General features: G+C 67.3%; 23 protein-coding genes and 1 tRNA gene. 4 read left to right on the top strand and 20 right to left on the bottom strand.

From position 1 onward, the window contains the following. The 10 genes from radA to ftcD form a co-directional block, all read right to left on the bottom strand. Positions 1 to 1350: a DNA repair protein RadA gene (radA, locus tag FJX73_09970; protein ID MBM3471099.1), complete on the bottom strand. Its 1350-nt coding sequence runs from the start codon at positions 1348 to 1350 to the stop codon at positions 1 to 3. A gap of 2 nt (positions 1351 to 1352) precedes the next feature. After that, complete coding sequence (locus FJX73_09965; GenBank protein MBM3471098.1) at positions 1353 to 3809, bottom strand: ATP-dependent Clp protease ATP-binding subunit; 2457 nt, start codon at positions 3807 to 3809, stop codon at positions 1353 to 1355. A 199-nt stretch (positions 3810 to 4008) separates the two neighbouring features. Next, a complete protein-coding gene (gene greA / locus FJX73_09960) occupies positions 4009 to 4515 on the bottom strand; it encodes a transcription elongation factor GreA (GenBank protein MBM3471097.1) in 507 nt (168 codons plus the stop codon). A gap of 107 nt (positions 4516 to 4622) precedes the next feature. Continuing rightward, the gene (locus tag FJX73_09955) at positions 4623 to 5717 is read right to left on the bottom strand and encodes a shikimate dehydrogenase (GenBank protein MBM3471096.1); all 1095 of its coding nucleotides are present in this window, start codon (positions 5715 to 5717) and stop codon (positions 4623 to 4625) included. Between the two features lie 18 nt (positions 5718 to 5735). Then, positions 5736 to 6647 (bottom strand): quinate 5-dehydrogenase, encoded by a 912-nt coding sequence (locus FJX73_09950; GenBank protein ID MBM3471095.1) that lies wholly within the window; start codon positions 6645 to 6647, stop codon positions 5736 to 5738. Positions 6648 to 6684: 37 nt separating this feature from the next. After that, the gene (locus tag FJX73_09945) at positions 6685 to 7458 is read right to left on the bottom strand and encodes a biotin--[acetyl-CoA-carboxylase] ligase (GenBank protein MBM3471094.1); all 774 of its coding nucleotides are present in this window, start codon (positions 7456 to 7458) and stop codon (positions 6685 to 6687) included. Continuing rightward, positions 7455 to 8084 (bottom strand): deoxynucleoside kinase, encoded by a 630-nt coding sequence (locus FJX73_09940; GenBank protein ID MBM3471093.1) that lies wholly within the window; start codon positions 8082 to 8084, stop codon positions 7455 to 7457. Before FJX73_09940 ends, FJX73_09945 begins: the two co-directional genes overlap by 4 nt. Continuing rightward, positions 8081 to 8671 carry a deoxynucleoside kinase gene (locus FJX73_09935; protein MBM3471092.1) on the bottom strand — a complete coding sequence of 197 codons (591 nt, stop codon included), beginning with the start codon at positions 8669 to 8671 and terminating at the stop codon, positions 8081 to 8083. The genes FJX73_09940 and FJX73_09935 overlap by 4 nt, the downstream gene beginning before the upstream one ends. A gap of 65 nt (positions 8672 to 8736) precedes the next feature. After that, positions 8737 to 9996 carry an imidazolonepropionase gene (locus FJX73_09930; protein ID MBM3471091.1) on the bottom strand — a complete coding sequence of 420 codons (1260 nt, stop codon included), beginning with the start codon at positions 9994 to 9996 and terminating at the stop codon, positions 8737 to 8739. Between the two features lie 8 nt (positions 9997 to 10004). Beyond that, entirely contained in the window at positions 10005 to 10922 is a 918-nt protein-coding gene (gene ftcD / locus FJX73_09925; protein MBM3471090.1) for a glutamate formimidoyltransferase, read from the bottom strand. 68 nt (positions 10923 to 10990) lie between these two features. On the opposite strand from ftcD, the gene FJX73_09920 reads away from it, so the two are divergent. Next, the gene (locus FJX73_09920; protein ID MBM3471089.1) at positions 10991 to 11563 is read left to right on the top strand and encodes an RNA 2'-phosphotransferase; all 573 of its coding nucleotides are present in this window, start codon (positions 10991 to 10993) and stop codon (positions 11561 to 11563) included. Here the strand turns inward: FJX73_09920 and FJX73_09915 are convergent. The 10 genes from FJX73_09915 to FJX73_09870 all read right to left on the bottom strand — a co-directional run bounded on the left by FJX73_09915 (position 11560) and on the right by FJX73_09870 (position 21657). Then, positions 11560 to 11934 (bottom strand): ASCH domain-containing protein, encoded by a 375-nt coding sequence (locus FJX73_09915; GenBank protein MBM3471088.1) that lies wholly within the window; start codon positions 11932 to 11934, stop codon positions 11560 to 11562. The two genes, FJX73_09920 and FJX73_09915, sit on opposite strands and share 4 nt — an antisense overlap. A 68-nt stretch (positions 11935 to 12002) precedes the next feature. Then, positions 12003 to 13652: a urocanate hydratase gene (hutU, locus tag FJX73_09910; protein ID MBM3471087.1), complete on the bottom strand. Its 1650-nt coding sequence runs from the start codon at positions 13650 to 13652 to the stop codon at positions 12003 to 12005. Continuing rightward, positions 13649 to 15166 carry a histidine ammonia-lyase gene (gene hutH, locus FJX73_09905; GenBank protein ID MBM3471086.1) on the bottom strand — a complete coding sequence of 506 codons (1518 nt, stop codon included), beginning with the start codon at positions 15164 to 15166 and terminating at the stop codon, positions 13649 to 13651. The genes hutU and hutH overlap by 4 nt, the downstream gene beginning before the upstream one ends. A gap of 13 nt (positions 15167 to 15179) precedes the next feature. Beyond that, complete coding sequence (locus FJX73_09900; GenBank protein ID MBM3471085.1) at positions 15180 to 15659, bottom strand: hypothetical protein; 480 nt, start codon at positions 15657 to 15659, stop codon at positions 15180 to 15182. An 81-nt stretch (positions 15660 to 15740) separates the two neighbouring features. Beyond that, entirely contained in the window at positions 15741 to 16268 is a 528-nt protein-coding gene (locus tag FJX73_09895) for an ECF transporter S component (protein ID MBM3471084.1), read from the bottom strand. Positions 16269 to 16289: 21 nt separating this feature from the next. Then, positions 16290 to 17807 carry a hypothetical protein gene (locus FJX73_09890; protein ID MBM3471083.1) on the bottom strand — a complete coding sequence of 506 codons (1518 nt, stop codon included), beginning with the start codon at positions 17805 to 17807 and terminating at the stop codon, positions 16290 to 16292. Between the two features lie 63 nt (positions 17808 to 17870). Then, positions 17871 to 18473: a cysteine hydrolase gene (locus tag FJX73_09885; protein ID MBM3471082.1), complete on the bottom strand. Its 603-nt coding sequence runs from the start codon at positions 18471 to 18473 to the stop codon at positions 17871 to 17873. Positions 18474 to 18502: 29 nt separating this feature from the next. Then, positions 18503 to 20407, bottom strand: coding sequence for an ATP-dependent metallopeptidase FtsH/Yme1/Tma family protein (locus FJX73_09880; protein MBM3471081.1), 1905 nt, complete (start codon positions 20405 to 20407; stop codon positions 18503 to 18505). Between the two features lie 67 nt (positions 20408 to 20474). After that, entirely contained in the window at positions 20475 to 21536 is a 1062-nt protein-coding gene (tilS, locus tag FJX73_09875; GenBank protein ID MBM3471080.1) for a tRNA lysidine(34) synthetase TilS, read from the bottom strand. A 44-nt stretch (positions 21537 to 21580) separates the two neighbouring features. Next, positions 21581 to 21657, bottom strand: a tRNA-Met gene (locus FJX73_09870). A gap of 101 nt (positions 21658 to 21758) precedes the next feature. Between FJX73_09870 and FJX73_09865 the strand changes: the two genes are divergently transcribed. The 3 genes from FJX73_09865 (at position 21759) to FJX73_09855 (ending at position 23852) form a co-directional block, all read left to right on the top strand. After that, a complete protein-coding gene (locus FJX73_09865; GenBank protein ID MBM3471079.1) occupies positions 21759 to 23162 on the top strand; it encodes a hypothetical protein in 1404 nt (467 codons plus the stop codon). 114 nt (positions 23163 to 23276) lie between these two features. Then, a complete protein-coding gene (locus FJX73_09860) occupies positions 23277 to 23555 on the top strand; it encodes a peptidase (protein MBM3471078.1) in 279 nt (92 codons plus the stop codon). 9 nt (positions 23556 to 23564) lie between these two features. Beyond that, positions 23565 to 23852 carry a HigA family addiction module antidote protein gene (locus FJX73_09855; GenBank protein ID MBM3471077.1) on the top strand — a complete coding sequence of 96 codons (288 nt, stop codon included), beginning with the start codon at positions 23565 to 23567 and terminating at the stop codon, positions 23850 to 23852. Positions 23853 to 23961 lie beyond the last annotated feature (109 nt).

The raw sequence follows: 23961 nt of genomic DNA, 5'->3' as shown, positions 1-23961 counted from the left end.
CTAGAGCACCGCCCGAAGCGCCTCGGTCAGATCGCCCACGCGTACTAGTTCCAGGCCGGCCGGCCCCTTGAGGGACTCTGCCCGCGGCACGACGGCCCGGGCGAACCCTAGCCGGGCGGCTTCTGCGAGCCGCTTTTCCACCTGCGGCACTGCGCGTACCTCTCCCGCAAGACCCACCTCGCCCACGACCACGGTCCTGGGATCCACCGGACGGTTGCGCAGGCTGCTGGCCACCGCCGCCGCGATGCCGAGGTCCGCGGCCGGCTCGTCCACCGAGATGCCTCCGGCAACGCTCGCGTACACGTCCTGCCCGGAGAGCTGCAGGCCGCCGCGGCGCTCGAGCACCGCGAGGAGTACCAGGAGCCGGTTGTAGTCAACACCTGCCGCGGTTCGCCTGGGCATGCCAAACGAGGTGGGGATTGTTAGGGCCTGCACCTCAACGAGCAGGGACCGGGTCCCCTCGATCGCGCACACCACCGCCGAGCCGGGCGCTGCCTCCGGGCGCTCGGAGAGGAACGCGGCCGATGGATTCGGAACCTCGACGAGTCCTCCCCCGGCCATCTCAAAGACGCCTATCTCGTTGGTAGAGCCAAACCGGTTCTTGGTGGCGCGGAGGATCCGGTAGGCGTGGTGCCGGTCTCCCTCAAAGGCCAGCACCGTGTCAACCAGGTGCTCCAGGACCCGCGGCCCGGCGAGTGCGCCTTCCTTAGTGACATGGCCCACGATGAACGTGGCAACTCCCTGATCTTTGGCCAGCCTGACGAGCGCGGCCGTACACTCTCGAACCTGCGCAACGCTTCCGGCCGTGGAGGATACGTCGGAGCGGTGGACGGTCTGGATGGAATCCACGATCAGCATCGCCGGCCGGAGCCGTCCGGCTGCTTGAAGGATCGCCTCCAGGTCAACTTCCGCGAGCAGGTAGAGGCGCGGAGAAGCGGCTCCCAGGCGCTCCGCGCGGAGCTTGATCTGGGGCACCGACTCCTCGGCACTGACATAGAGGACCGCTCCGCCGGCACGCGCCGCCCTCTCGGCGGTCTGGAGCAACAGCGTTGACTTTCCTATACCGGGATCCCCGCCGACGAGCACGACGGAGCCGGCTACCGCGCCACCACCCAGAACCCGGTCGAACTCCTCGGATCCGGTCTGCTGGCGAGTCTCGGCCGACACGATCACCTCTGCGAGGGAGACGGGCTCTGCGGCCGGAGCGTGGCTGGCGGGCGCGGCCAGGGAGTGCTCTATCTCTTCCGAAAGGGAGTTCCACTCCCCACACGCCGGGCACCGGCCCAACCACTTCGCCGCGGAGTGCCCGCAGCTCTGGCAGACGTACCGGATGCGCGTGCGGTCCGACAGGGCTACTCGGCGAGCGCAGGCTCCCGCTTGCGCTCGAAGACGATCTGTCCCTCCCTTGCGTCCACAACCAGCATGTCGCCGCTGGTGAACTGGCCGCGAAGGAGTTCATCGCTGAGGGGATCCTCCACGAGGCGCTGGATGGCGCGGCGCAGCGGCCTGGCCCCGAAGGTCGGGTCGAATCCTTCCCGCGCGAGGACCTCCCGGGCCGCGGGGGTCAGCTCCATGTCCATCTTCTGGCTGCGCAGCTCGCGCCGTACCCGCTCCACTAGGATCCCAACTATCTCCAGTATCTGTTCGCTGGTCAGGGGCCTAAACACGATCATCTCGTCCAGACGGTTGAGGAACTCGGGCCGGAACGTCCGGCGCAGCTCCTCCATCACGTGATCGCGCATGCGCTGGTAGACGCGCTCGCGGTCCACCGTGTCGTCGTATCCCGAGGTCCGAAATCCGATCCCGATCTCCTTGTTGAGCTGCGGGGCGCCCACATTGCTTGTCATGATGATGACCGCGTTCTTGAAGTCCACGGTGCGACCCTGGGCATCGGTCAGGCGACCGTCATCAAGGATCTGGAGCAGCACGTTGAAGATCTCGGGATGGGCCTTCTCGATTTCGTCGAAGAGCACCACCGCGAAGGGCCGGCGGCGTACCGCCTCGGTGAGCTGGCCACCCTCGTCGTAGCCAACATAGCCGGGTGGCGAACCGACCAGCCGGCTGACCGTGTGCCGCTCGCTGTATTCCGACATGTCTATGCGGATGAGCGCACCCTCGTCTCCGAACAGGAACTCGGCCAGCGCCCGGGCAAGCTCGGTCTTGCCCACCCCGGTGGGTCCCAGGAAGATAAACGAACCGATGGGCCGGCGGGGGTCCTTCAGGCCGGCCCGCGCCCGCCGCACCGCCTTGCTCACGGCCCGCACCGCGTCTTCCTGGCCCACGATCCGCTCGTGCAACGACTCCTCCATGCGCAATAGCTTGTGCGATTCCTCTTCGACCAGGCGCGTGACCGGGATGCCGGTCCAGGAGCTCACAACATCGGCCACATCATCGCCGCTCACGACGTTGAGATCCGACCTGCGCTTATCCCGACTGATTGATCCTTCCATCTCGTCCAGCTTCTGTCGCAGCACCCGCTCGCGGTCGCGCAGTTGCGCGGCGCGCTCGAAATCCTCCGCCTTGCTGGCCTCTTCCTTCTCGCGCTTGGCCCGCTCCACGCGCTCCATCGCCTGGCGCACTTCCTGGGGCAGAAACGAGGCCTGCAGGCGGACCTTGGACGCGGCCTCGTCCATCAGGTCAATCGCCTTGTCCGGGAGGAACCTGTCCGAGATGTACTTCTCGGCAAGAGTGGCCGCGGCCACGAGGGCCTCGTCGCTGATCCTGACCCCGTGGTGCGCCTCATACCGCTCGCGCAGGCCGCGGAGGATCTCCTTGGTCTGCTCCACGTCTGGCTCGGATACAAGGATCGGCTGAAAGCGGCGCTCCAACCCCGCGTCACGCTCGACGTACTTCCTGTACTCGTCGAGCGTCGTGGCACCTATGCACTGCAGCTCCCCGCGGGCAAGCGCCGGCTTGAGGATGTTGCTGGCGTCAATGGCGCCCTCGGCGGCGCCGGCGCCCACCAGGGTGTGCAGCTCGTCAACGAACAGCACCACCTCGCCCGCTGCCTTGCGGATTTCCTCCATGACCTTCTTCATGCGCTCTTCGAACTCGCCACGGTACTTGGTGCCCGCGACCAGCGCGGCCAGATCAAGTTGCACGGTGCGCTTCCCGCGCAACACGTCCGGAACGTCGCCGCTCACGATCCGTTGGGCCAGCCCTTCGGTGATGGCGGTCTTGCCAACACCGGGTTCCCCAATGAGCGCGGGATTGTTCTTCGTACGGCGGGAGAGCACCTGAATGACGCGCTCGATCTCGCGCTGGCGCCCGATTACCGGGTCGAGCTTGCCATCCCGGGCAAGCTTGGTCAGGTCGCGGCCGAACTCGTCCAGCGTGGGCGTCTTGCTCGCCTGCTTGGCGTACGAGGTTGTACCCTCCTCGCCCAGGAGATAGACCACCTGCGCGCGGACGCGGTCCAGATCAGCGCCCATCGCCTCGAGCACGCGGGCGGCCACGCCTTCTCCTTCACGGATCAGACCCAGCAGGAGATGCTCGGTGCCAATGTAGTTGTGTCCGAGGCGCCTGGCCTCGTCCAGCGCCAGCTCAAGCACCTTCTTGGCCCGCGGCGTGAAGGCGACCTCCTCGTGTGGCGAGCGCTCCCCACGCCCGATGGCTCCCTCGACCTCAGAGCGCACCCTCTCAGGGCTGATGTTCAGACTCTCCAGGACCTTGCTGGCCACTCCTTCACCTTCTCGGATAATGCCCAGCAAGATGTGCTCGGTCCCCACGGCGCTGTGGTTGAGGCGCTTGGCCTCTTCCTGGGCGAGGATGATTACGCGGCGAGCGCGCTCCGTGAACCGTTCAAACATTGCCACCGAACTCCCCTCTCTTTGGAGGGTGAGAGGAATCCCGCATGCTGTCCTCCAAGTCTTCTGTCCGGCCGGGTCTCTATCCTGCCCGACCGCCCCCCAGCCGTCCGCAGGACATCCGGACCCTCACCTGAGACTACGGCGCCGGGGCAGGGCGTATTCCCCGTCAGGGGGGTATGACCGCCTCCCGCCAGCCCGGCTACTGGACGATTTCGAGGATCTTGTACCTGATCTCCCCGGCAGGGACCCGGATCTGCACGGTTTCGCCCTTCTTGCGCCCGATGAGCGCTTCACCCACCGGCGATTCGTTGCTGATGAGGTCAAGCAGGGGGTCGGCCTCCGGGGAACCCACGATCGTATACCTCAGCTCGGCCCCCGTGGCAAGGTCCTTGAGACGCACCGTGGCACCCACCGACACCGCGTCGCCGGCCGCTGCGCTGCTGTCAATCACACGCGCGCTGCGGACCATGTGCTCGAGCTGGAGGATGCGGCCCTCGACGAAGGCCTGCTCGTTCTTGGCGTCGTCGTACTCCGCGTTTTCCGAGAGATCGCCGAACTCTTTTGCCATCTTGATGCGTTCCGCGATCTCCTTGCGACGAGATCCCCTCAACTGTTCGAGCTCTTCCTCGACCCTGCGGAGCCCGGCGGCCGTGAGGATGGTTTCCTTCTCAGCGTTGTTGGGTCGGGCGTTTCTGTTGTTCTTCATCTTGCGTCACCTAAGCGATCTGTTGCCACAACGGACACGAACCGCCGGGCGGCTGCCCGGCGGTCGGAGGTTGCTACATACAAGCATACCCCCACGGGGACATCCGGTCAAGCGGGCGCAGCGCGTCTTGCCACCGCATCCCTGATGGATGCGATCTCCTCCGGCGAGATCGCCCGCTCAAACCGCCTGAACCCCGCTATCGAGAACCCGTGCCTGCGCGCCATCTCCGCGATCTCATCCACCTGCTCGCAGGAAAGGTCACGGCCCAGCGTGTAGTCCTCAAGCCTGCCTTCCAGGGCCAGCACCATCGTCTCGGCCATGCACGCCTCGCCGAGCCCCGGCGGGAACCCGAAGTCAATGCCGAAATCGGGCTCGCCCGGGATCTTTATCACCCCTCCGTCGAAGACGAGCACGTCGTCACGCCGCTCGCAGACCTTCCGCGAGACGTTCCTGGGACGTGCCACGTCGCACACGACTGCCCCCGGGCGAAGGTCCTCGGGCTCGATCAGGACCTCGGGCGAAGCGGACACCGCCAGGAGCAGATCGGCCTGCCGCACCGCGGCATGGACGTCCGAGGTAACCCCAACGTCCGTCCCGGATTCGGCACGAATGCGCTCCGCCAGCCCGTTGAGCAGGTCGAAGTTGCGGGCCACCAGCAACAGGGAACCCACGTGCCTGGCCAGTATACGGCTGCACACCGCTCCAATCGAGCCGGTGGCGCCGACCACCACGGCGTGCGCCGCCCGCGGCGCCTTCCCCATCTCCTCCGCGGCCAGCAGCGAGCTCTCCACCGCGGTGGCCGCCGTGTAGCTGTTGCCCGTGGTCACCGGCAGGCCCAGCCGCTCGGCCACCGTCACCCCGCGGTCTCCGATGACCTTAGTATATGCTCCCAGGCCCATGATGCCCGCGCCCAGCGACTCGGCCAGGTGCCCGCAGGCCACGAGTTTGCGGTAGACGGCCTCGGGATCCGAACGCAGGAGCAGCGACGAGGTCATCGGAAGGCCGATGAACCATCCTTCTGCCTCCACGCCGGTGGCCGAGCGAACGCCGGTGATGTGCGATGCGACCAGCGGCTTCATCCATCCGCCGATCCGCTCTAGCACCGAATCGGGCACCAGGCGGGCAATCGGGTACTTCCGAACGAAGTCCCTCGCCACCAGGGGGTGAACCACGAAGGCGAAGCGTCGGGTCTCGCGGGCCATGTTCCGCGCCCAGGGGCCTCAGGCCAGCCGCTCGACGCGGGGCCTGAGCCCTGCACGCCGGATCCAATCGAGGTAGTCTGCAGGGCCGAGCTGTTCTGGGCGCAGGCCCGAAAGCGCGACCACGATCGCCTCCAGGACGTTGGTGGCGAAGGAACGTCCTTCCATCTCGGGCGTCGTGGTAACCAGCAGCGCGGCGCGCCTGCTCCGAAATGCCTCCACTCCGGCAGCGGTGATGGTGTTGGTGATGATGGTCTTCCCGGTCAGGTCGTCAGGCATGAACCGCTGGATAAGATGCGAATCTCCGGCGATCACCTCGGCCCACCGATAGGCCCGCCCGAACTTCGGTGTCACCTGGTCCTGCTTCTTGCCCGTCGGGTAGAGCCACGTGAACGGCCCTCGGGTCAGCACGGGTAGCAAGATCGCTGCCAGCACCCTGATCGTGGCGAGCCCGCGCAGGCCGATGGGAACGCCCAATCCAAACATCAGATCACCAAAGACCACGTCCGCTCCAACCTCCACAAGCGCCTCTGCCATGCCGTACCTGTCCACCGATGCCACCAGAAGCACTCGCCTGCCCCGCAGCGTCAGCCCTACCTCCTCGGGAAGGATGTGCTGGATCAGGTGGCGCTCCCAGCTGTTCTTGATGCCTCCCCCGTCCACGACCGGCGTGCGCATCCCCTCGACCGCGCGTACGGCATCGCGGATGTAGTACTTGCGGCGACCCGCCACGAGCGTCAGGTTGATACCGCCGATGCCGATGGCGTCCACCTTGCCGTCCAGTTCGCGTATCTTCTGGCAGAACAGCCGGTAGTCGCCGCCGGTGCCTATCCGTTCGATGATGAACGGATGGCCCAGGAGCACGGTCTCGACCCGATGATCCCCGCTGCTGGAACCGAGACTGACGCTGACCACGTGTCGTTCGGACTTCATGAGTAGGGGTATTTTGACGCGGAGACCGCGTTTCCTGTCACCCTGACGGATCCTCCGGCCCCAGGACCTGAATCACGTCGCCGGCCACCATTGGCCGGACGGCTCCGGAGGCCGTGCGGATCCTGAGGGCACCCTCACGGTCTATCCCTTCCGCGACGCCCTCGATCCCCTGACCCGACTGCAGCACGGCAATGGGCTTCCCACGCAGCAGGTCGCGGGAGCCCCAGGCGTCGCTCACGGCGTCCCCGCCGGCGGCCCATGCAGAGTAGCAGTCTGCCAGGCGGGCGAGCAGTGCATCGAGCACGGCACGCCTCTCGATAGGGTGGCCGGCGATCAGGTGGAGCGACCCGGCGATTGCGGCCACCTCAGGAGGCATCGCCTGCAATTCGATGCCCACGTTTATCCCAATTCCGGCCACCACAGCCGCGCCTGCGGCCTCGAGCAGGATCCCAGCCACCTTCCTGCCTGCGATCACGATGTCGTTGGGCCACCGTATCCCTGCCGGCCCCGGGACGAACTGCTCGACCGTCTGGGCAACCGCCACGGCCACGGCCATGCTCAGGAGGCCCCGTGGCGAATCCACAGAGGGGTACAGTAGTATTGAACACCACAGACCACCCGCCGGCGATGCCCACGCCCGCCCCTGGCGCCCGCGCCCGCGTGTCTGCCGATCCGCCACGACGACGGCGCCCTCTGGACACCCGGCACCCGCCAGCAGCCGTGCCAGATCGTTGGTGGACCCCAGTTCGCCTACCCAAATGAAAGGCCGTCCCAGGTGGCCGGCCGGTACTGACTCAGCCGAGACGGTCACGGCCGCGCATCGCCCAGGGGGAAGAGAGACGAGAGGCGCTGCTGCATCTGGACGATCAGTCCGTCAATGTCGTCAAGGGCGAGCGCGGCGGCGTCCACCTCCAACACCGGACACAGGGTGAAGCGCGCGACCCACTCCTCGTAGCGCTCGTTGAGTTGGGCCAGGTAGTCGGCCGGGATCTTCCGCTCGAAGTCGCGCGAGCGGGCCCTGATCCGTTCCAGCAGCACTTCCACCGGCGCTCGCAGGTAGATCACCAGGTCGGGAGGCCGAAGGAACCCAACCATTGTCTGGAACAGGTCGTGGTAGGCCCGAAAATCGCGCTCGTCCATCAGTCCCTGCAGGTACAGGTTGCGTGCGAAGATCTCCACATCCTCGTAGATCGTGCGGTCCTGGATCACGGCGTGCCCTGCCTGCAGGATCTCCTGGTGGTGCCGGAACCTGCGCGAAAGGAAGAACACTTGGAGGTGGAAGCTCCACCGGGCCATGTCGGCGTAGAAGTCCGGAAGATACGGGTTCTCGTCCACGACCTCGTAGTAGGGCTGCCATCCCAGCCGCTGGCACAGCAGCGTGGTCAGGGTGGACTTACCAGAGCCGATGTTGCCGCTCATCGCCACAAACCACTTCATGCTCGCACCTCGGCGACGGCGCCCACGACCCGCGCCAGCCCGGTCTCGTGCAGCAGATCCAGGGCATCGGTGTCCACCGTTATCACCGGCGCCCCGTCGAACCGCTCGAAGTATGCATCGTACGCCTCGGCCAGGCGTGCCAGGTACGCCGGGCCGAGGGCGCGCTCGAAGGGCCGTCCACGAGCGGCGATGCGCCGAAGGAGCGTGTCCTGCGTGGCCCTCAGGTAGACCACCACGTCGGGCTCCGGCACCTGCGGGGCGATGAGCTCGTACACGGTCTCGTAGAGCGCGAGCTCGGGGGCATCGAGGGTCAGCGAGGCGAACAGCCGGTCCTTGGCAAACATGTAGTCGGAAACCACCAGCCCTCCGGCGGCGAGCCGGCCCAGCGCGGACCGCTGCTGACGGTGGCGGCTCAGAAGAAAGAACAGCTGGGTCGGGAACGCCCGGCCGCGGATGTCCTGGTAGAAGCCGTGCAGAAAGGGGTTCTCCTCCACGACCTCCAGGAGCAACTCCGCGCCCATGCGCTCTGCCAGGCGCCGTGCCAGCGTGGTCTTGCCCACCCCGATGGGCCCTTCCACGGCGATCATCCATCCGCGCGGTTCAGGGGGAAGCAGGGTGTGCTGCCGGGCCCTCGGCTGGCTGGTGCGGATGGTCACTGGATCGCCACGCGGCCGCGCTTGATCACCGTGCGCACGATCGGCGCACCGATGTGCATGGCCAGCTCCCGATAGTCGGGAACCTCCAGCACGAGCACATCCGCCGACTTGCCGGGCTCCAGGCTGCCGACGTCGCGCGCCCTGCCAACGGCCCAGGCCGCGTTGATCGTGGCCGCCGCAACCGCCTCGGCGGGAAGCATCTTCATGCCGACGCAGGCCAGGGAGATCACCGCGGGCATCGCCCATGTGGGCGACGAACCCGGGTTGAAGTCGCTCGCCAGGGCCACGGGCACACCCATCTCGATCATCCTGCGGGCATCGGCGTAGGGCAGCCCCAGGAAGAACGCGGTGGTCGGCAGCAGGACGGCCACCGTGCCTCTGCGGGCCATCGCCGCAAGGCCGGCCTCAGAGGAATAGAGCAGGTGGTCCGCCGATATCGCTCCGACCTCTGCCGCCAGGGCTGCGCCGCCCTGGTCGGAGAGCTCGTCCGCGTGGATCTTGGGAGCCAGCCCCATCTCGACGCCTGCTCTCAAGACGGCCCGCGCCTGGTCGGGCGTGAACGCGCCCTCGTCGCAGAACACGTCGCAGAACTCCGCCAGGCCCTCCTTCGCGGCCGCCGGCAGGATCTGCCCGATGATCTCGGCGACGTACCCGTCGGGATTTCCGCGGAACTCCTCGGGCACGGCGTGGGCCGCCAGAACCGTGGGGATCAGGCCCACCTGGTGCATCTGGGAGAGCCGCCGGATCGCGCGCAGCTGCCTGACCTCATCCCTCACCGACAGCCCGTACCCGCTCTTGACCTCGGCGGTGGTCGTGCCGCACAGCAGCATCCGATCCAGTCGCGCCTTGCCGAGCCGCACCAGTGTCTCCTCGTCGGCGCTCCTCGTCGCCTCGACCGTACGCAGGATACCGCCTCCGGCAGCGGCGATCTCCTGATAGGTCGCCCCGCGCAGCCGCATCTCGAACTCGTCCGTGCGGTCTCCGGCAAAGACCAGGTGCGTGTGTGGATCCACGAATCCCGGGAGCACCACGCACCCCCGTGCGTCCACGACGGTGGATGCGGGTTCGAGCCGGATTAGGTCGCGCACCTGCGGCGTGGGGCCGACCGCCACGATTCGGCTCTCGGATGCGGCCACTGCTCCGTCCGCGATCAGGCCGAGGTCCAGCAGCGCCCCGCCGGTGCGCGGACCGTCCTGGTGACCCGCGAGCGTGATCAGTTCCGAGGCATGCTCGACAATGAGGTCGGCGGAGAGCATCAGACCGTCTACTCCAGCAGGCGCACCTCTAGAATCTGCCCGCGATCGAAGCTGTGCATGCGGAGGTGGGCTCGGGCCGCGTCCACAACTGCGTCCAGCGGTACGAGCCCCACGACCTCGCTCTCGGCAATCTCAACGCCGTACCTCTCCGCTTCAACGCGCACGAGGTCGAAGATCCTGGCCATCGGCGTCTTGGACGCGTCCAGGATATTGATCGTTACCTGCGCCAGACCGGACGCCGCGACGACACCCAGGGCCTGGACGTTGGCCAGCCCGCCGCTGGACCCGCGCACAGCGCGCGCCACTGCTCGCGCGATCTCCACGTCGGTGGTGCGGAGGTTGATGTTGTACGCGATGAGCGGGAATCGGGCGCCCACGACGACCGCGCCGGCGCTTGGGTGCGGACGGGGATCACCGATGTCCGGCGCCCAACCGTCCCGGAGCATCTTCTCCGCCAGTCCCTCGAACTCGCCCTTGCGAATATCGGGCAGGCGGACCCGGTGCGCCGCGGTCGCCGCGGCGGCATACAGGTAGACCGGAAGCCGCAGGGTTGCCCAGATCTGCTCGCCGAGCCACCGTGCCAGGCCGACGCATTCCTCGATCGCGGTTTCGCCCAGAGGCACGAACGGGATCACGTCAACTGCGCCCAGACGCGGGTGCTCACCGTGGTGCTGGCGCAGGTCAATCAGCTCCACCGCCTTCTCGACCAGGGCCAGGGCCGCCCGGGCCACCGCCTCACCTTCCCCCACAAAGGTGATCACGGTCCGGTTGTGGCTCTCGTCCGACTGAACGTTGAGAACCCTCACCCCCGGAGTGCGGCGCACCGCGTCGACCACCGCGTCAATGACGTCACCCCGCCGCCCCTCGCTGATGTTTGGCACACACTCGACCAGCCGCCCGGCCACGAATGCACCTCCTGGCGTCATATCGTGAAATGCTTCGTCGTGCCGGCAGGTTCTCCTAGACCCGACGGCCAACTAGTAGGTAAGCCACGATGCCGTCCCCTGGTCACGAACGACACAACAGCCGCCACCAGAAGCTGGCACGGCTCAGCCGGCTGGCTGCCCTCGTGCTGCGTCACCGTCCCGACGAGGTTGGAATCGCGCTGGACAGCGGAGGCTTCGTCCAGATAGAGGCGCTGGCCGAGGCGCTGAGCACGCAGCCGGGATGGGAGTCCCTGTGCGCAGATGACCTTGTGGCACTGGCGGTGGCCGATCCCAGGCGGTACGAGCTGAGCGATGGCCGGATCCGCGCTCGATATGGCCACACAGTCTCGGTCGAGCAACCCGGAGAGGCAGCGCTGCCCCCTGAGTGGTTGTACCTCGGCACCTCGGCGGCCAATGCCGCCACGATCCGCGAAACCGGCCTGCGCCCCAGGGAGAGGAGATTTGTGCACCTCTCCACGACGCCTCAGGCGGCTGCCGAGGTGGCGCGCCGGCATCTGACCGATCCGGTAGTGGTGGTGGTCCTCAGCCGGCGTGCGCATGATGCCGGGACGGAGTTCTGGCGGGCTGGGGCTGCCTTGTTTCTGACGGATGGCGTATCTGCCCGGTTTGTCCTGAGCTAGACGTCCATGGGTGGGAGGCCCTCGCCCTCCTCCACCCGCGAGAAGTGGATCACGGTGACCTCGTCATCAAGCGTCACCGGACGACCGTAGATCTTGGAGAGGAACTCCACAAGGTCCTCATGCCGCCGCAGTTGAGGGTTGTCACGCTCGATCTCGCGCGGCGTAACCTCGGCGAGTCGCTTCAGTTCAACCCGGTCAATGACGGCGGCGAAGATCTTTCGGCGGGTGCCGAACCTGCGGCCAACCGTGATCCAGACGACCTGGCCGTCGCAGTACTTGTCGCTCTTGTCACCCAGCCGGATCGTCGCCGTCTTCACGCCGTGGCGCAGGGCATCGGCGAACACGGTCGAGTAGAAGTTCAGCGCAAGCATCTGGACCTCCGTGGCGGAACGACGGTCTCTGGCAGATTCACCCTCCGTCGGGGGACTCCTGCCGCGGGCTAGGAGGCGCCGGGCAGGCGCAGGCCCCAACGAACGGCCGCCTCCAGCGCCGCAGGGTAGCCGGCGTCGGCGTGACGCAGAACTCCGGTACCCGGATCGGTCGTCAGCACGCGCTCGAGCTTCTGCGCGGCCAGGTCGGTGCCGTCGGCCACGCTGACCTGTCCGGCGTGGATCGAGTAGCCGATGCCCACGCCCCCGCCGTGGTGCACTGAGACCCATGTCGCGCCCGCACAGGTGTTTACCAGCGCGTTCAGGATCGGCCAGTCGGCGATGGCGTCTGAGCCGTCCAGCATCCCCTCGGTCTCGCGCAGCGGCGAGGCGACCGAACCCGCGTCCAGGTGATCGCGCCCGATGACGATCGGGGCGGCCACCTGGCCGGCACGAACCAGATCGTTGAACGCCAGGCCTGCCTGCGCACGCTCTCCGTATCCCAGCCAGCAGATCCGCGCCGGCAGGCCCTGGAATGGTACCCGATCTCCGGCAAGGCGGATCCATCGCGCGAGTCCCTGATTGTCGGGGAACAGATCAAGAATCGCGGCATCGGTGGCCGCGATGTCCGCGGGTTCACCGGAGATCGCCACCCAGCGGAAAGGCCCCTTTCCCTCGCAGAACAGGGGCCGAACATAGGCCTGCACGAATCCCGGATAGGCGAAGGCGTCCGCGAAACCGCCCTCGCGCGCCTGGCCGCGGAGGTTGTTGCCGTAGTCGAAGACCACCGCGCCGGACCGCAGCAGGCCCACCATCGCCTCGCAGTGGCAGGCCATCGAGGCCCGCGACCGTGCAACGTAGCCCGCGGGATCCTGTCGTCGCACTCCTGGCGCCTCCTCGGCGCTGACCCCAGAAGGGATGTACCCCTCCAGGGGGTCGTGTGCCGAGGTCTGGTCTGTCACCACATCCACGGGCACCCCCCGCCGGAGGACCTCGGGCAAGATCTCACTGGCATTGCCCAGCAGGGCCACCGACAGGGGTTGCCCTGCATGCCTCGCAGCGCGGCACCAGCGCAGCGCCTCATCCAGCGAGTCCGTTGCCCGGTCCACCCAACCCTGCGACTTGCGCCTGTGAATACGGGCCGGATCGGCCTCGACTACGAGCGCCACACCCTCGTTCATGGTGACTGCCATCGGCTGAGCCCCGCCCATGCCCCCCAGCCCGGCGGTCAGGACCAACCGGCCGCGCAGGGTTCCGCCGAAATGCTGGCGCGCAACCTCCGCGAACGTTTCGTAGGTACCCTGCAGGATGCCTTGCGTCCCTATGTAGATCCAGGAGCCGGCGGTCATCTGCCCGTACATCGTCAAGCCCTGGGCTTCGTACTCCCAGAACCGCTCCCAGGTGGCCCATGCCGGCACAAGCATGGCGTTGCTGATTACGACGCGTGGAGCCCATGCGTGCGTGCGAAAAGCGCCCACGGGCTTGCCCGACTGCACCAGTAGCGTCTCGTCGTCGCCCAGCGCGCGCAGGGCAGAGGTCAGCGCGTCAAACGCCGCCCAGCTCCGGGCGGCCTTCCCGGTTCCGCCGTATACAATAAGGTCGTCCGGCTTCTCGGCCACCTCGGGATCCAAGTTGTTCATCAGCATGCGCAGCGCCGCTTCCTGTGGCCACCCACGGCAGGAGAGCGAGGTGCCGCGAGGCGCGCGGATGACCCGCTTCACCTGAGCACCCCGACTGCGCGCTCGACCGCCTCCAGCAGGCGCCCGCTGCGCACGAGCACCGTGGCCGCCTCGATGTCCGGGGCCAGCACGCGGTCGTCGTCGAGCGCAGGAACGGTCTCCCGCAACACGGCGTGGCCGGCTGCGGTACCGAGTCCCATCTCCGCGGCGCCGCGGAACTCGAGGGCCTGGGCCGCGCACAGCAGCTCGATCGCCACAACCTGCTCGAGATGGGCCACCACCGTGGCCGCCTTGCGTGCAGCGGTGGCACCCATGCTCACGTGGTCTTCCTGATTCGCGGAGGTCGGAATACTGTCGGCGCTGGCCGGGTGGGCCAGCACCTTGTTCTCCGAGACAAGCGCAGCGGCCGTATACTGGGTCAGCATCAACCCTGATCGAAGGCCGCCGTCAGTGGAAAGGAACGCGGGCAACCCGCTCAGCGCCGGGTTCAGCAGCCGTTCCACCCTTCGCTCGCACATCGTGCCCAGACCGGCCAGCGCCACGGCCAGGAAGTCCATCGCCACCGCAACCGGCTGGCCGTGGAAGTTGCCGCCCGAGAGAACCAGATCCTCCTCCGGGAACAGGAGCGGGTTATCGGTTACCGCGTTCAGCTCTACCCCCACCACGCCGGCGGCGTAGGTCACGGCGTCGCGCACCGCCCCGTGCACCTGGGGTATGCACCGCAGACTGTAGGCGTCCTGAACGCGCGCGGGAACGCTGTCCACCAGCGCGCTTCCCGCGATCACGCGTCGCACGTTCTCCGCGCTGGCCTGCTGTCCGGGATGAGGGCGCAACCGGTGGAGCCGTGGATCAAGCGCAGCAGAACTGCCCCGCAGCGCCTCCAGCGTCATGGCGCCCACGGCATCGGCCGCGGCGCAGAGCCGGAGTGCAAGGTGGACGGTCAGGGCTCCCCACCCTGTCATGAACTGCGTCCCGTTGACCAGGGCCACCCCTTCCTTCGCGCGAAGGCAGAGCGGCCGCAGTCCGTTCCTCTCGAGCGCGACTCTCGCGGCAAGGCGCTCGCCTTCCACAGAGACCTCGCCCTCGCCGATCAGCGCAAGCGCCAGGTGCGCCAAGGGCGCCAGGTCGCCGCTGGCGCCGACCGATCCCTGCTCGGGAACGATGGGGTGGATGCGGCGGTTGAGGAACGCCGCCAGTAGGTCCACTGCCTCCGGCCGGACGCCCGAGTGTCCCAGCGCCAAACCGTGCGCACGCAGCAGCATCATGGCACGCACCACGCCGGTCGGGGCAGGCGACCCAACGCCGGCGGCGTGGCTGCGGATGATGTTGAGCTGCAGGCGGTCGGCGTCCTCGCGTGAGACAGGAACCGAAGCCAGTTTCCCGACGCCCGTGGTGATGGCGTAGACCGGAGTTCCCGCGGCAACTATGCGGTCAACCTGAGCACGGGCCTTGGCGAGGGCTTCCCGCGCGCTGTCGGGCACCTCAACCTGTGCACGGCCCTCGGCCACGGCGACGACATCGCCGATGGTCAGCGTCCCACCCAGGCGGACGAGCACGCGTGCCGCTCCGCTAGTCCTTCAACCTTTCGTCCACGAAGTTGATAGAGATCTTGTCCTTGCCACGGACTGCCTCGGCAACCGCCAGGGTCTTGCCCTGGCTCATGAGGACGGCGTTCACCTGGCCGTACTCGCGCATCTGCATCAGAACGGCCTGGGTGGCCAGTGTCGCCTCGGCCTCCAGCAGCTCGCGCAGGTCCTTCTTGCGTTTCTCCGGCTTGAACAGGACCGAGCCGAAGGTCACCGTGATCGTCTTCTTCTCTTGATCCACCTTAACATCTCGAACGGTGTCGGAGCCGACGATGTTCTCAACCAAGTTCTTGGCGATGACCTCCGGCGGAGGGGGACGCCGCCTGGCCTCCTCGTCCCTGCGGTACTTCACGTCCCAGGCGTACATCCCGGCCGCCACGACCACGGCCACGCCTATGTAGATCAAGATTGGTACTAGATTGATGCCGGTCTTGCGCGCAAGATTCTTGGGCCGCATGCTCACACCTGACACCTCCGTCGGCAGACCAGCAGTCTATTCCACCCCGAGACCGGACTCCCTGCTGCGCGAGCCCGCGGGGCTGGGCTACCGGGAGGGCAAGACGGCGCGCACCACCGGTCGCAGGAGCGGAACCGCCGCCAGGATCACGGCCACATCAATCACCACCTCGGCCAGCAGGCCGACCGAGAAGATCGTCACCGCGACCTGCGAGGCAGGGATCAGCCCCACCAGTATGAAGGCCAGGATGTTGAGGGCGTGGCCCACGATGATCGTCAGCGCACCCAGGATCAGGTGTCGCTGGCCGGCCAGGCCGGCCACAAACCCCATGACCGTGTGCGGGACAATGGCGGCCCACTCAAAGGGATTGCCCGCGGGGCTGAGGGCGTTTACGAGTGTACCGATCAGCCCGACGGACGCACCGGCCGCGGGCCCCAGGAGCATGCCCGCTATCACAACCACGACCATGTTGAGGGCCACAATGGCTCCGGGCACCATCGGGTTGGGTATTAACCGGACTACCTGCCCCAGCACAACGTAGACTGCCGCTAGGACAGCCACCTGGGCCATCAAACGTGGCGACATGATTCCCTCCTTTGCGCCCGCGTGGCGCATTTTGCCGATGCGCAGCCCGTCCTACCGGACTGTAATGCGACCATCCAACCGCGCCGAGACAACCCCGGCACGACGGACCGTCTCGATGAACAGGTCACGCAGGTCCATCTGCGTGTCCCGCCGCTGCACTCCCAGCTTGAAGACCGCGTATCCATCGCCGCCGTCGGCGAGGAAGTCGTTGGTGGCGACCGAGTAGCGCCGGGCAGGATCCACCGGCTGCCCGCCGATCCGCAACTCCACTATCCTTTGGCCGGACGGGCGGCCCCGCTCGTACGTGTAGGACATCCCGGCGACTTGGGGAAAGCGCCCTGCCCCCTGCTCCACCATGCTGACGCCGTTCTCCAGGGCCTCGCGAATCTGCGCGCCGGTCAACTGGAAGACGACGATGGTGTTGTCGAAAGCCAGCACCCGGAAGGCGTCGCCCAGGGTAATCGGCCCCTCGTTGATCGAGCCGCGTATGTTGCCGCCGTTGATGATCGCCACCTCGGTCCGCGCGAACTCCCGGACCGCGTCGGAGATCATGTTGCCCAGGTTGGTCTCCCGCGCCCTCACCGTTCCACGTTCACCGTCGAGGAACAGCGCTGCCCGTCCGATCACCTCCGCGAACCGGGCCTGGAGTTTGTCCTCGTACTGCTTGACCAGGCCTGCCACCGCCGGATCAGGGGCCAGGGCGCCGGTTACCGGCAGGTTGCGGATAGACGCCCTGCGCACCTTGCCGTCCTGTACGACCAGATCAAGGCGCCCAACTGTGGCTCCCAACCGGTGGGTCTTGACATAGACGGTGGGCGGGTTGTCAATCGCATCCACGGGCCGGCCGCCCGCGGCGGTCAGCATGCCGTCAAAACCGTCCGTGTGGCCCCCGATGATGGCGTGGATCTGAGGAACCGCGCGGGCCAGCGCCAGATCCAGCGAGTTGCTCATGTGGGTCAGGGCTATGACCAGGTCCACGCTCCGGCCCAGCCCTCGAATCAGTCCCTGCGCGCTCCCTATCGGGTCGAAGTACTCGAGGTCGCGCGAAATGCTCGGGTGAATGACATCCGCCCACTCCTCGTCCATCGCGCTGAAGATCAACACCCGCAGTCCAGCCACGTGCTTGATGACAAACAGCGGCGTGAGTTCCTGCCCGCGTCCGCGGAGCGATGTGGAGATGATCGGGAACTTGGCCAGACGCACCAGGCGACGAAAGTGCTCGACCCCGTAGTCGAACTCGTGATTGCCGGCCGCCATCGCGTCGTAGCCGATCAGGTTCATCGCCAGGATGTCGGGCTCGCCGCGGAAGACCGACGACATCGCGGTTCCCATCAAGATATCGCCGGAATCCAAGAGCAGCACGTTGGGGGCTTCGCCCCTGATCTGCGCGATCAGCGAGGCCCTGGCCGCCATTCCTCCGACGCCCTTGGCAGTGGGCGTGTCGAACGGCAGGACGCTTCCGTGGTGCTCGCTGGTGTACAGGAGTGTGAGCCGGACCGCCGGGCTCTGGGCCGCGGAGGTCGCGGCCAGGGCAAGAACAATCAGGCCTACGACAATGAATCGGCGCATCGCGAAGGCTCCTCTCTCATCTCTCTTTCTTGCGACCTGGTGCCGCGCAGACGGCGCGTGGCGTCACGGTCCCCATGCCAGCGCATCGGTCGTGGTAATCGTCCCGCGATATAGAAACGCGACCTGGCGGATCGCCGCCTCAAGGTCAAACGGTACGATGGCCGACACGGCGTCCACGGGCAAGACCACCTTGTAGCCACGGAGCGTAGCGCTCCCGGCCGTGTGCAGGACGCAGATGTTGGCCACTGTACCGCAAACTACCAGGGTCCGGATACCGGCCGCACGCAGGTCGCGGTCCAGCGAGGTCTCGAAGAACCCGTCGTAGCTCGGCTTCCGTACTACCTGGTCGCCGGGGACAGGCCGCAGGGATTCCACGATCTGCCATCCCCAGGTGCCCTCGACCGCGTGCTCCCCCCAGATCGCGAACTCAGGGTCGCCGCTGCGGTGCGTGTCCTGGGTGTAGAAGATGCGCGTGCCGGCCGCACGGCTCCGCGCCAGCAGCCGCGCGATGGCCGGGACCGTGCCGGCGGCATCGGGGACCACGAGCGCGCCCCCGGGGGTGACGAAGTCGTGCTGCATGTCCACTACTACAATGGCCGTGGTCGCCGGGGACGCGACCACGGGTGCCTCTACGATGTAGGGAGGAACCTCGACCTCGCGGGTCATGCTCTGCCTTCCTCGTGCGGCCCGCGCGCCTATCCGGACGCCTCCGGCTTCGGCCGCAACTGCGTCACCGGCACCTCCGGCCTCTGGCGCGCCTCGGGTGCTGCGGGTTCGGCGCGCGGCTCCGGCACCACGGTCGCCGCTGGCCCCTCCGGCGCTAGCGGCTCGCCCGCGAACAGCCGCGCAAGATCCTCGGCTTCCAGGCTCTCGTGCTCAATCAACGCCTGCGCGATGCGGTCAAGCGCGCCCCTATGCTCCAGGATGGCCGCGCGCGCCTGCCCGTAGCATTCGTCAATGATCCGGCGAATCTCCTTGTCTATCTCGTAGGCGATCTCCTCGCTGTAGTTGCGGCTCTCCACCAGGTCGCGGCCGAGGAAGACCGGCCCGTGCCTCTTGCCCAGTGCGAGCGGGCCCAGCTTATCGCTCATGCCGTACTCCGTGACCATCTTGCGGGCGAGGTCGGTAGCCGCCTCGAAGTCGTTCTGCGCACCGGTCGTGACCTCGTTGAAGACGATCTCCTCTGCGACGCGCCCGCCCAACCCCACCGTGATCCGGGCCAGGATCTCCTGGCGCGTGTACGTGTACTTGTCCTCCGGCGGCGCAAACATCACGTATCCGAGCGCCATGCCGCGCGGTAGAATCGTGACCTTATGCGGCGGGTCGGCCCCTGGAATCACCTTGGCCAGCAACGCGTGGCCTGCCTCGTGGTGGGCCGTCAGTTCGCGTTCCTTCGGGGTCAGGACGCGGCTCCGGCGCTGCGGTCCGGCGATCACCCGGTCTATCGCCTCGTCCATCTCGGCCGCCCCGATCTTCTTCTTGTCGCGCCGCGCCGCCAGCAGCGCCGCCTCGTTGACCATGTTGGCCAGATCGGCGCCGGAGAACCCGGGCGTCCGCTTGGCAAGCACGCCAAGATCCGCGTCCTCGGCCATGGGCTTGCCCTTGACGTGTACCTCCAGGATGGCGCGGCGGCCCTTGGTGTCGGGATTGTCCACGACGATTCGCCGGTCAAACCGCCCCGGACGCAGCAGGGCCGGGTCCAGGATGTCGGGCCGGTTCGTAGCCGCGATCACAATGATCCCGCTGTTGGGATCGAACCCGTCCATCTCGACCAGGAGCTGGTTGAGGGTCTGCTCGCGCTCGTCGTGCCCGCCGCCGAGCCCTGCCCCGCGCTGGCGGCCCACCGCGTCTATCTCATCAATGAAGACCAGGCACGGCACGTTCTTCTTGGCCTGGTCAAATAGATCGCGCACGCGGGAGGCGCCCACGCCGACGAACATCTCGACGAACTCCGAGCCGGAGATCGAGAAGAACGGAACCTCGGCCTCGCCGGCGATCGCCCTGGCCAGCAACGTCTTGCCCGAGCCCGGCGGGCCCACGAGCAGCACGCCGCGCGGGATCTTGGCACCCAGCGCCTGGAACTTCTTGGGGTACTTCAGGAACTCGATGACCTCCTGGAGCTCTTCCTTGGCTTCCTCCACGCCGGCCACGTCCCCGAAGGTTACCTTGGGCTTGCCCTCGGAGTGCAGCCGGGCCCGGCTCTTGCCAAACGACATCGCCTGGTTGCTGCCCGACTGCGCCTGCCGCAGCATCAGCATCCACAGACCTACCAGCAGCAGGATTGGCAGCATCGTGGACAGCAGGGTCGGCCACAGCGCCGAGCGCGAGCGGGGCTCGACCTTGATCGCAACGCCCCGGGCCTTCAGCAGGTCTATGTACGACGTGTCGCCCTGCGGCACGTAGACGGTGAACTGCTGGCCGTTCTTCAGTTTCCCTACGACGACCCCGTCCCCGATCTCGGCCTGGCTCACCTGCCCGGACTGCACCTGTTCAATGAAGGCGCTGTAGGACATCTCCTCGCGCGGGGTGCGGCGCCAGAGTTGCAGGGCAAAGGGGAACGCGACCGCGAGGATCACGGCCCAGACGATCAGACTGCGCATGTAACGGTTCGTCACTGCCAGCACTTCCTCCGAGGCGGTGTCGCCGTAACGGCGCGGCGCCGCGTCTCTATTGTAGCATCCGCCGGGAGCCGGTGCGGCGTGCACGCCTGAGCACGACGCGGCCTCCCCTGCGCTCGGCTCGCAACCCGGGCAGGTCCGCCACCTCCCCGGACCGCCCGCCCTCAGCCATGGCGCGTATACGTTCTACATGGACGAACTTCAAGTCCCGAATCTTCCCGCTGGCCTCACACAGCGCCCGGTGCGCAACCCGGCGTTGCAGGGCCACGGGCAACGCGGCGAACCGCGCCGCATCAATCGCAATGACACCCGCACGGCGCCTGAGCGCCCTTGATCCGGCCTCCCCTGAAAGGCGGTCCATCAAGTCCGCGTCATCGGCCGCCTGTTCAGCCAGGCGCCGCAGCACGGCTTTGACACCCGGGTTATACCCCGACAGGTGTGGGATCAAGTCCAGGCGGATGCGGTTCCGAAGCGGCCCGCGCAGCCGGTTTGTCGGGTCGGTCCTGCAGGGCACGCCCTCGGCCTCCAGGTAGGCGACGATCTCATTGCGCCACAGATCCAGCAGGGGCCTGATCACACGTACCCCGTTGTGCTGCCTGGTGGCCGGCATGCCAGCGAGCCCGCCGGCGCTCGCTCCCCGAAGGAGCCAGAGCAGCACGGTCTCCACCTGATCGTCGGCCGTGTGCGCCAGGGCCATGTGCGAGGCACCGATGCGCCTGGCCACTTTCGCCAGCGCCTCGTACCGCACGGCCCTTGCGGCCTCCTCAAGCGTGAGACGGTGTCGACGCGCCCAGGATCTGGCGTTCACCCGGACGGACGATGCCGGGATTCCCCAGGCCCGCGCGGTGCGCCGGACGAAAGCGGCATGCGCGCTGCTGGTTCGATGGATGCCGTGGTCTACCGTGACGACGTGCAGCCGCAGCGAGAGCTCATCGCGCAACCGCCACAGAATGCGCAGCAGCGCCATTGAGTCCGGCCCGCCTGAGACCGCCACAACCATCGTCTCGCCGCCGGAAAGCATGCGGTAGCGCCGGAGCGTCTGGCGCACGCGGTGCAGCATCCGGAGTGTCTGCGCTCGGGTCACCTGGTCGGTGCACCTCGGATTACCCATAATAGCGAAACACGACGGTCCCTCTGGAACCGCCGGTTCAATCGTGGTGGCGGCGGGGAGACTCGAACTCCCGACTCCGCGGGTATGAACCGCGTGCTCTAACCAACTGAGCTACACCGCCACAGCCATCCTTAATTATACCCTGGGCCCGGGAACGAGTCCACGCCCCTGCGGCATCCCAGCAGGAGGAAACGCGGCGCGCTGCATGCAAGCATCTACCCAATGGAGAGGCGCGCCGTGTCTGCTTTCTGCCCTCGCACGCTGCCGGGCGTGCTGGTGGCTGCCGTACTGCTGGCCGGATGCGGCTCCGTCGGAGGCCTGATGGGACTGCCCAATCCCGGCGTCTCCGAGAACACGCCACCGGCTGTCACTTCGGTAGTGCCGGCCGCGGATTCCGTCGCTCCCTCGGATACGCCGGTCACCGCGACGTTCAACAAACCGATGAGCCCTGATGCGCTCGAGGTCAAGGCGGAACCTTCTCTTTCGTTCGGGCCTGCCCAGTGGTCGGACGACGCCAAGACAGTCACCGTACGGCCCAATCCCCCGCTGGTTCCAGGGGTGCGGTACACGGTCCGGCTCCGGGCCAGGGACCGGCAGGGCAACCCGCTGGCGGCGGACTACACCTGGAGCTTCTCAGCCATGGCGCCCACCGGCGTGGCCGGTGAAGGTCGGCTCCGGCTGGCCGAGCGCATAGACGTCGGCCTGGACGCCCGCGTGTTCACCCTCTTCGCGGCCATCCTGGCCACGACGCCCGACGCCCCTCCCGGAGAACCGGGATCGGTGCGCGCCGCGGTGCGCGCCAGGCTCGCCGGGCTACCGGCAGGCACGGTGGATCCGGTCCGGCGGTTCATGGCAGAGCGACCGGCCACGACCGAGCAGTACGTGGCCGTGGCGCTGATGCTCACAAGCCCGCCCGGGCTGCGAGAACCAGGGCCCGGACCCGCTCCTGGCACCTCAGGGGGGCTAACCGGCCTCGGCCCGGTGCTGGCGCAGTTGCATGCCCAGGCTGGGCTGGCGGACCTGTGGAAGGCGCATGAGCGCGCCTACGCCGAGGCCCTGGAGGCCCACCGCAGGGAAGCACCGGCGCTGCTGGGCCGCGCCGCCGACTACATGCGGGTAGCCGCGGTGCCCGGCGGGCGGATCACGGTGCTGCCAAATCTGCTCGGCGCGCCTGGCCAGGGGTTCCTGATCCGGCAGGGCGAACGCACCTACATTGTCGCAGGATCGCCAGTGGGGGTGGACCGCATTGGGCTGGTGCGCCCGTTCGTCCGGATGCTGCTCGATCCGGTCCGCGGGCAGTCCCCTGACCAGGTGCAGCGAACAGAATCGCTGTTCCTCCAGGCGCGAGAGATCGCGGCCCGTGGTGGGTACCGCGCGTGGCCCGAGGTCGTGGTCGAGAGTCTGGTGGAGGCAACGGCTATCCGGCTGGCGCTTCCCGGCGACGCCGCCACGGCGGCCCTGCGCGCGGCGTACGCGCGCGGGCTGGTGCTGGTGGATCACTTCTCCGCGCAACTGACCGACTACGAACGCACGGCGACCACCCTGGTGGAGTTCTATCCCAGGATGGTCGCCGCCGTTGACTTGGAGCTCGAGCTCCGCCGCTGGGCGGAGCGTAGGTCTAACTAGCCGCGCTAAGGCCCGCCCGCGACCGTGGTCGGGGTTCCGGAGTGGCGCGATCGTCCGAGGCCCTCAGTAGGTCAGGGCTTGTAACCTGTAGCGTTATGGGTTACACTCTGATCTGTGATCAAGCGCTTCAAGCACAGGGGGCTTGAACGATACTTTCTCAAGGGAACGAAGGCGGGCATCCAAGCCAAGCATGCAGAACGACTCCGCCTTATACTGGCCCGCCTGCATGCGGCCACGAGCCCACAGGACATGAACCTTCCCGGTCTGGGTCTGCACGAACTCAAGGGGAACCGGAAGGGGACATGGGCCGTGACGGTGAGTGGGAACTGGCGAGTCACGTTCGTCTTCCGTGACAGAGATGCCGAGGCGGTCGACTACGCGGACTATCATTGAGGTGAAACGATGTTGATGCACAACCCTCCACATCCTGGAGCGATCCTTCGCGAGCTGTGCCTGGAACCTCTGGGCCTGAGTGTCACAGAGGCTGCCCGGGCGCTTGGGGTGAGCCGCAAGACGCTCTCCAGTCTCCTGAACGGCCGTGCCGGCGTCAGCCCCGAGATGGCCATTCGCCTTTCCATTGCCTTCGGCGCGTCCGCCGAGAGCTGGATGAACCAGCAGGCCATGTTCGATCTGTCGCAGGCCGAGCGGCATAGGAACAAGCTCAAGGTCAGGCGGCTCTCCGCGGCGTGAGGGTTCCAAACCGCCGCCCGCCGGAGCCCCTGTGGGGGTGGACCGCCGCGGGCTGGTGCTGGTGGATCACTTCTCCGCGCAACTGACCGACTACGAACGCACGGCGACC

The organism is Armatimonadota bacterium (assembly GCA_016869025.1).
Taxonomy (GTDB): Bacteria; Sysuimicrobiota; Sysuimicrobiia; order Sysuimicrobiales; family Humicultoraceae; genus VGFA01.
This window is presented reverse-complemented; position numbering and strand designations above follow the sequence as displayed.

Coding starts and splice junctions, on each gene's coding strand:
- FJX73_09965 (MBM3471098.1), bottom strand. CDS start 3,809: ATGTTTGAACGGTTCACGGAGCGCGCTCGCCGCGTAATCATCCTCGCC.
- greA (MBM3471097.1), bottom strand. CDS start 4,515: ATGAAGAACAACAGAAACGCCCGACCCAACAACGCTGAGAAGGAAACC.
- FJX73_09955 (MBM3471096.1), bottom strand. CDS start 5,717: ATGGCCCGCGAGACCCGACGCTTCGCCTTCGTGGTTCACCCCCTGGTG.
- FJX73_09950 (MBM3471095.1), bottom strand. CDS start 6,647: ATGAAGTCCGAACGACACGTGGTCAGCGTCAGTCTCGGTTCCAGCAGC.
- FJX73_09940 (MBM3471093.1), bottom strand. CDS start 8,084: ATGAAGTGGTTTGTGGCGATGAGCGGCAACATCGGCTCTGGTAAGTCC.
- FJX73_09935 (MBM3471092.1), bottom strand. CDS start 8,671: ATGATCGCCGTGGAAGGGCCCATCGGGGTGGGCAAGACCACGCTGGCA.
- FJX73_09930 (MBM3471091.1), bottom strand. CDS start 9,996: ATGCTCTCCGCCGACCTCATTGTCGAGCATGCCTCGGAACTGATCACG.
- ftcD (MBM3471090.1), bottom strand. CDS start 10,922: ATGACGCCAGGAGGTGCATTCGTGGCCGGGCGGCTGGTCGAGTGTGTG.
- FJX73_09920 (MBM3471089.1), top strand. CDS start 10,991: ATGCCGTCCCCTGGTCACGAACGACACAACAGCCGCCACCAGAAGCTG.
- FJX73_09915 (MBM3471088.1), bottom strand. CDS start 11,934: ATGCTTGCGCTGAACTTCTACTCGACCGTGTTCGCCGATGCCCTGCGC.
- FJX73_09895 (MBM3471084.1), bottom strand. CDS start 16,268: ATGCGCCACGCGGGCGCAAAGGAGGGAATCATGTCGCCACGTTTGATG.
- FJX73_09890 (MBM3471083.1), bottom strand. CDS start 17,807: ATGCGCCGATTCATTGTCGTAGGCCTGATTGTTCTTGCCCTGGCCGCG.
- FJX73_09885 (MBM3471082.1), bottom strand. CDS start 18,473: ATGACCCGCGAGGTCGAGGTTCCTCCCTACATCGTAGAGGCACCCGTG.
- FJX73_09880 (MBM3471081.1), bottom strand. CDS start 20,407: ATGCGCAGTCTGATCGTCTGGGCCGTGATCCTCGCGGTCGCGTTCCCC.
- tilS (MBM3471080.1), bottom strand. CDS start 21,536: ATGGGTAATCCGAGGTGCACCGACCAGGTGACCCGAGCGCAGACACTC.
- FJX73_09865 (MBM3471079.1), top strand. CDS start 21,759: ATGGAGAGGCGCGCCGTGTCTGCTTTCTGCCCTCGCACGCTGCCGGGC.
- FJX73_09855 (MBM3471077.1), top strand. CDS start 23,565: ATGTTGATGCACAACCCTCCACATCCTGGAGCGATCCTTCGCGAGCTG.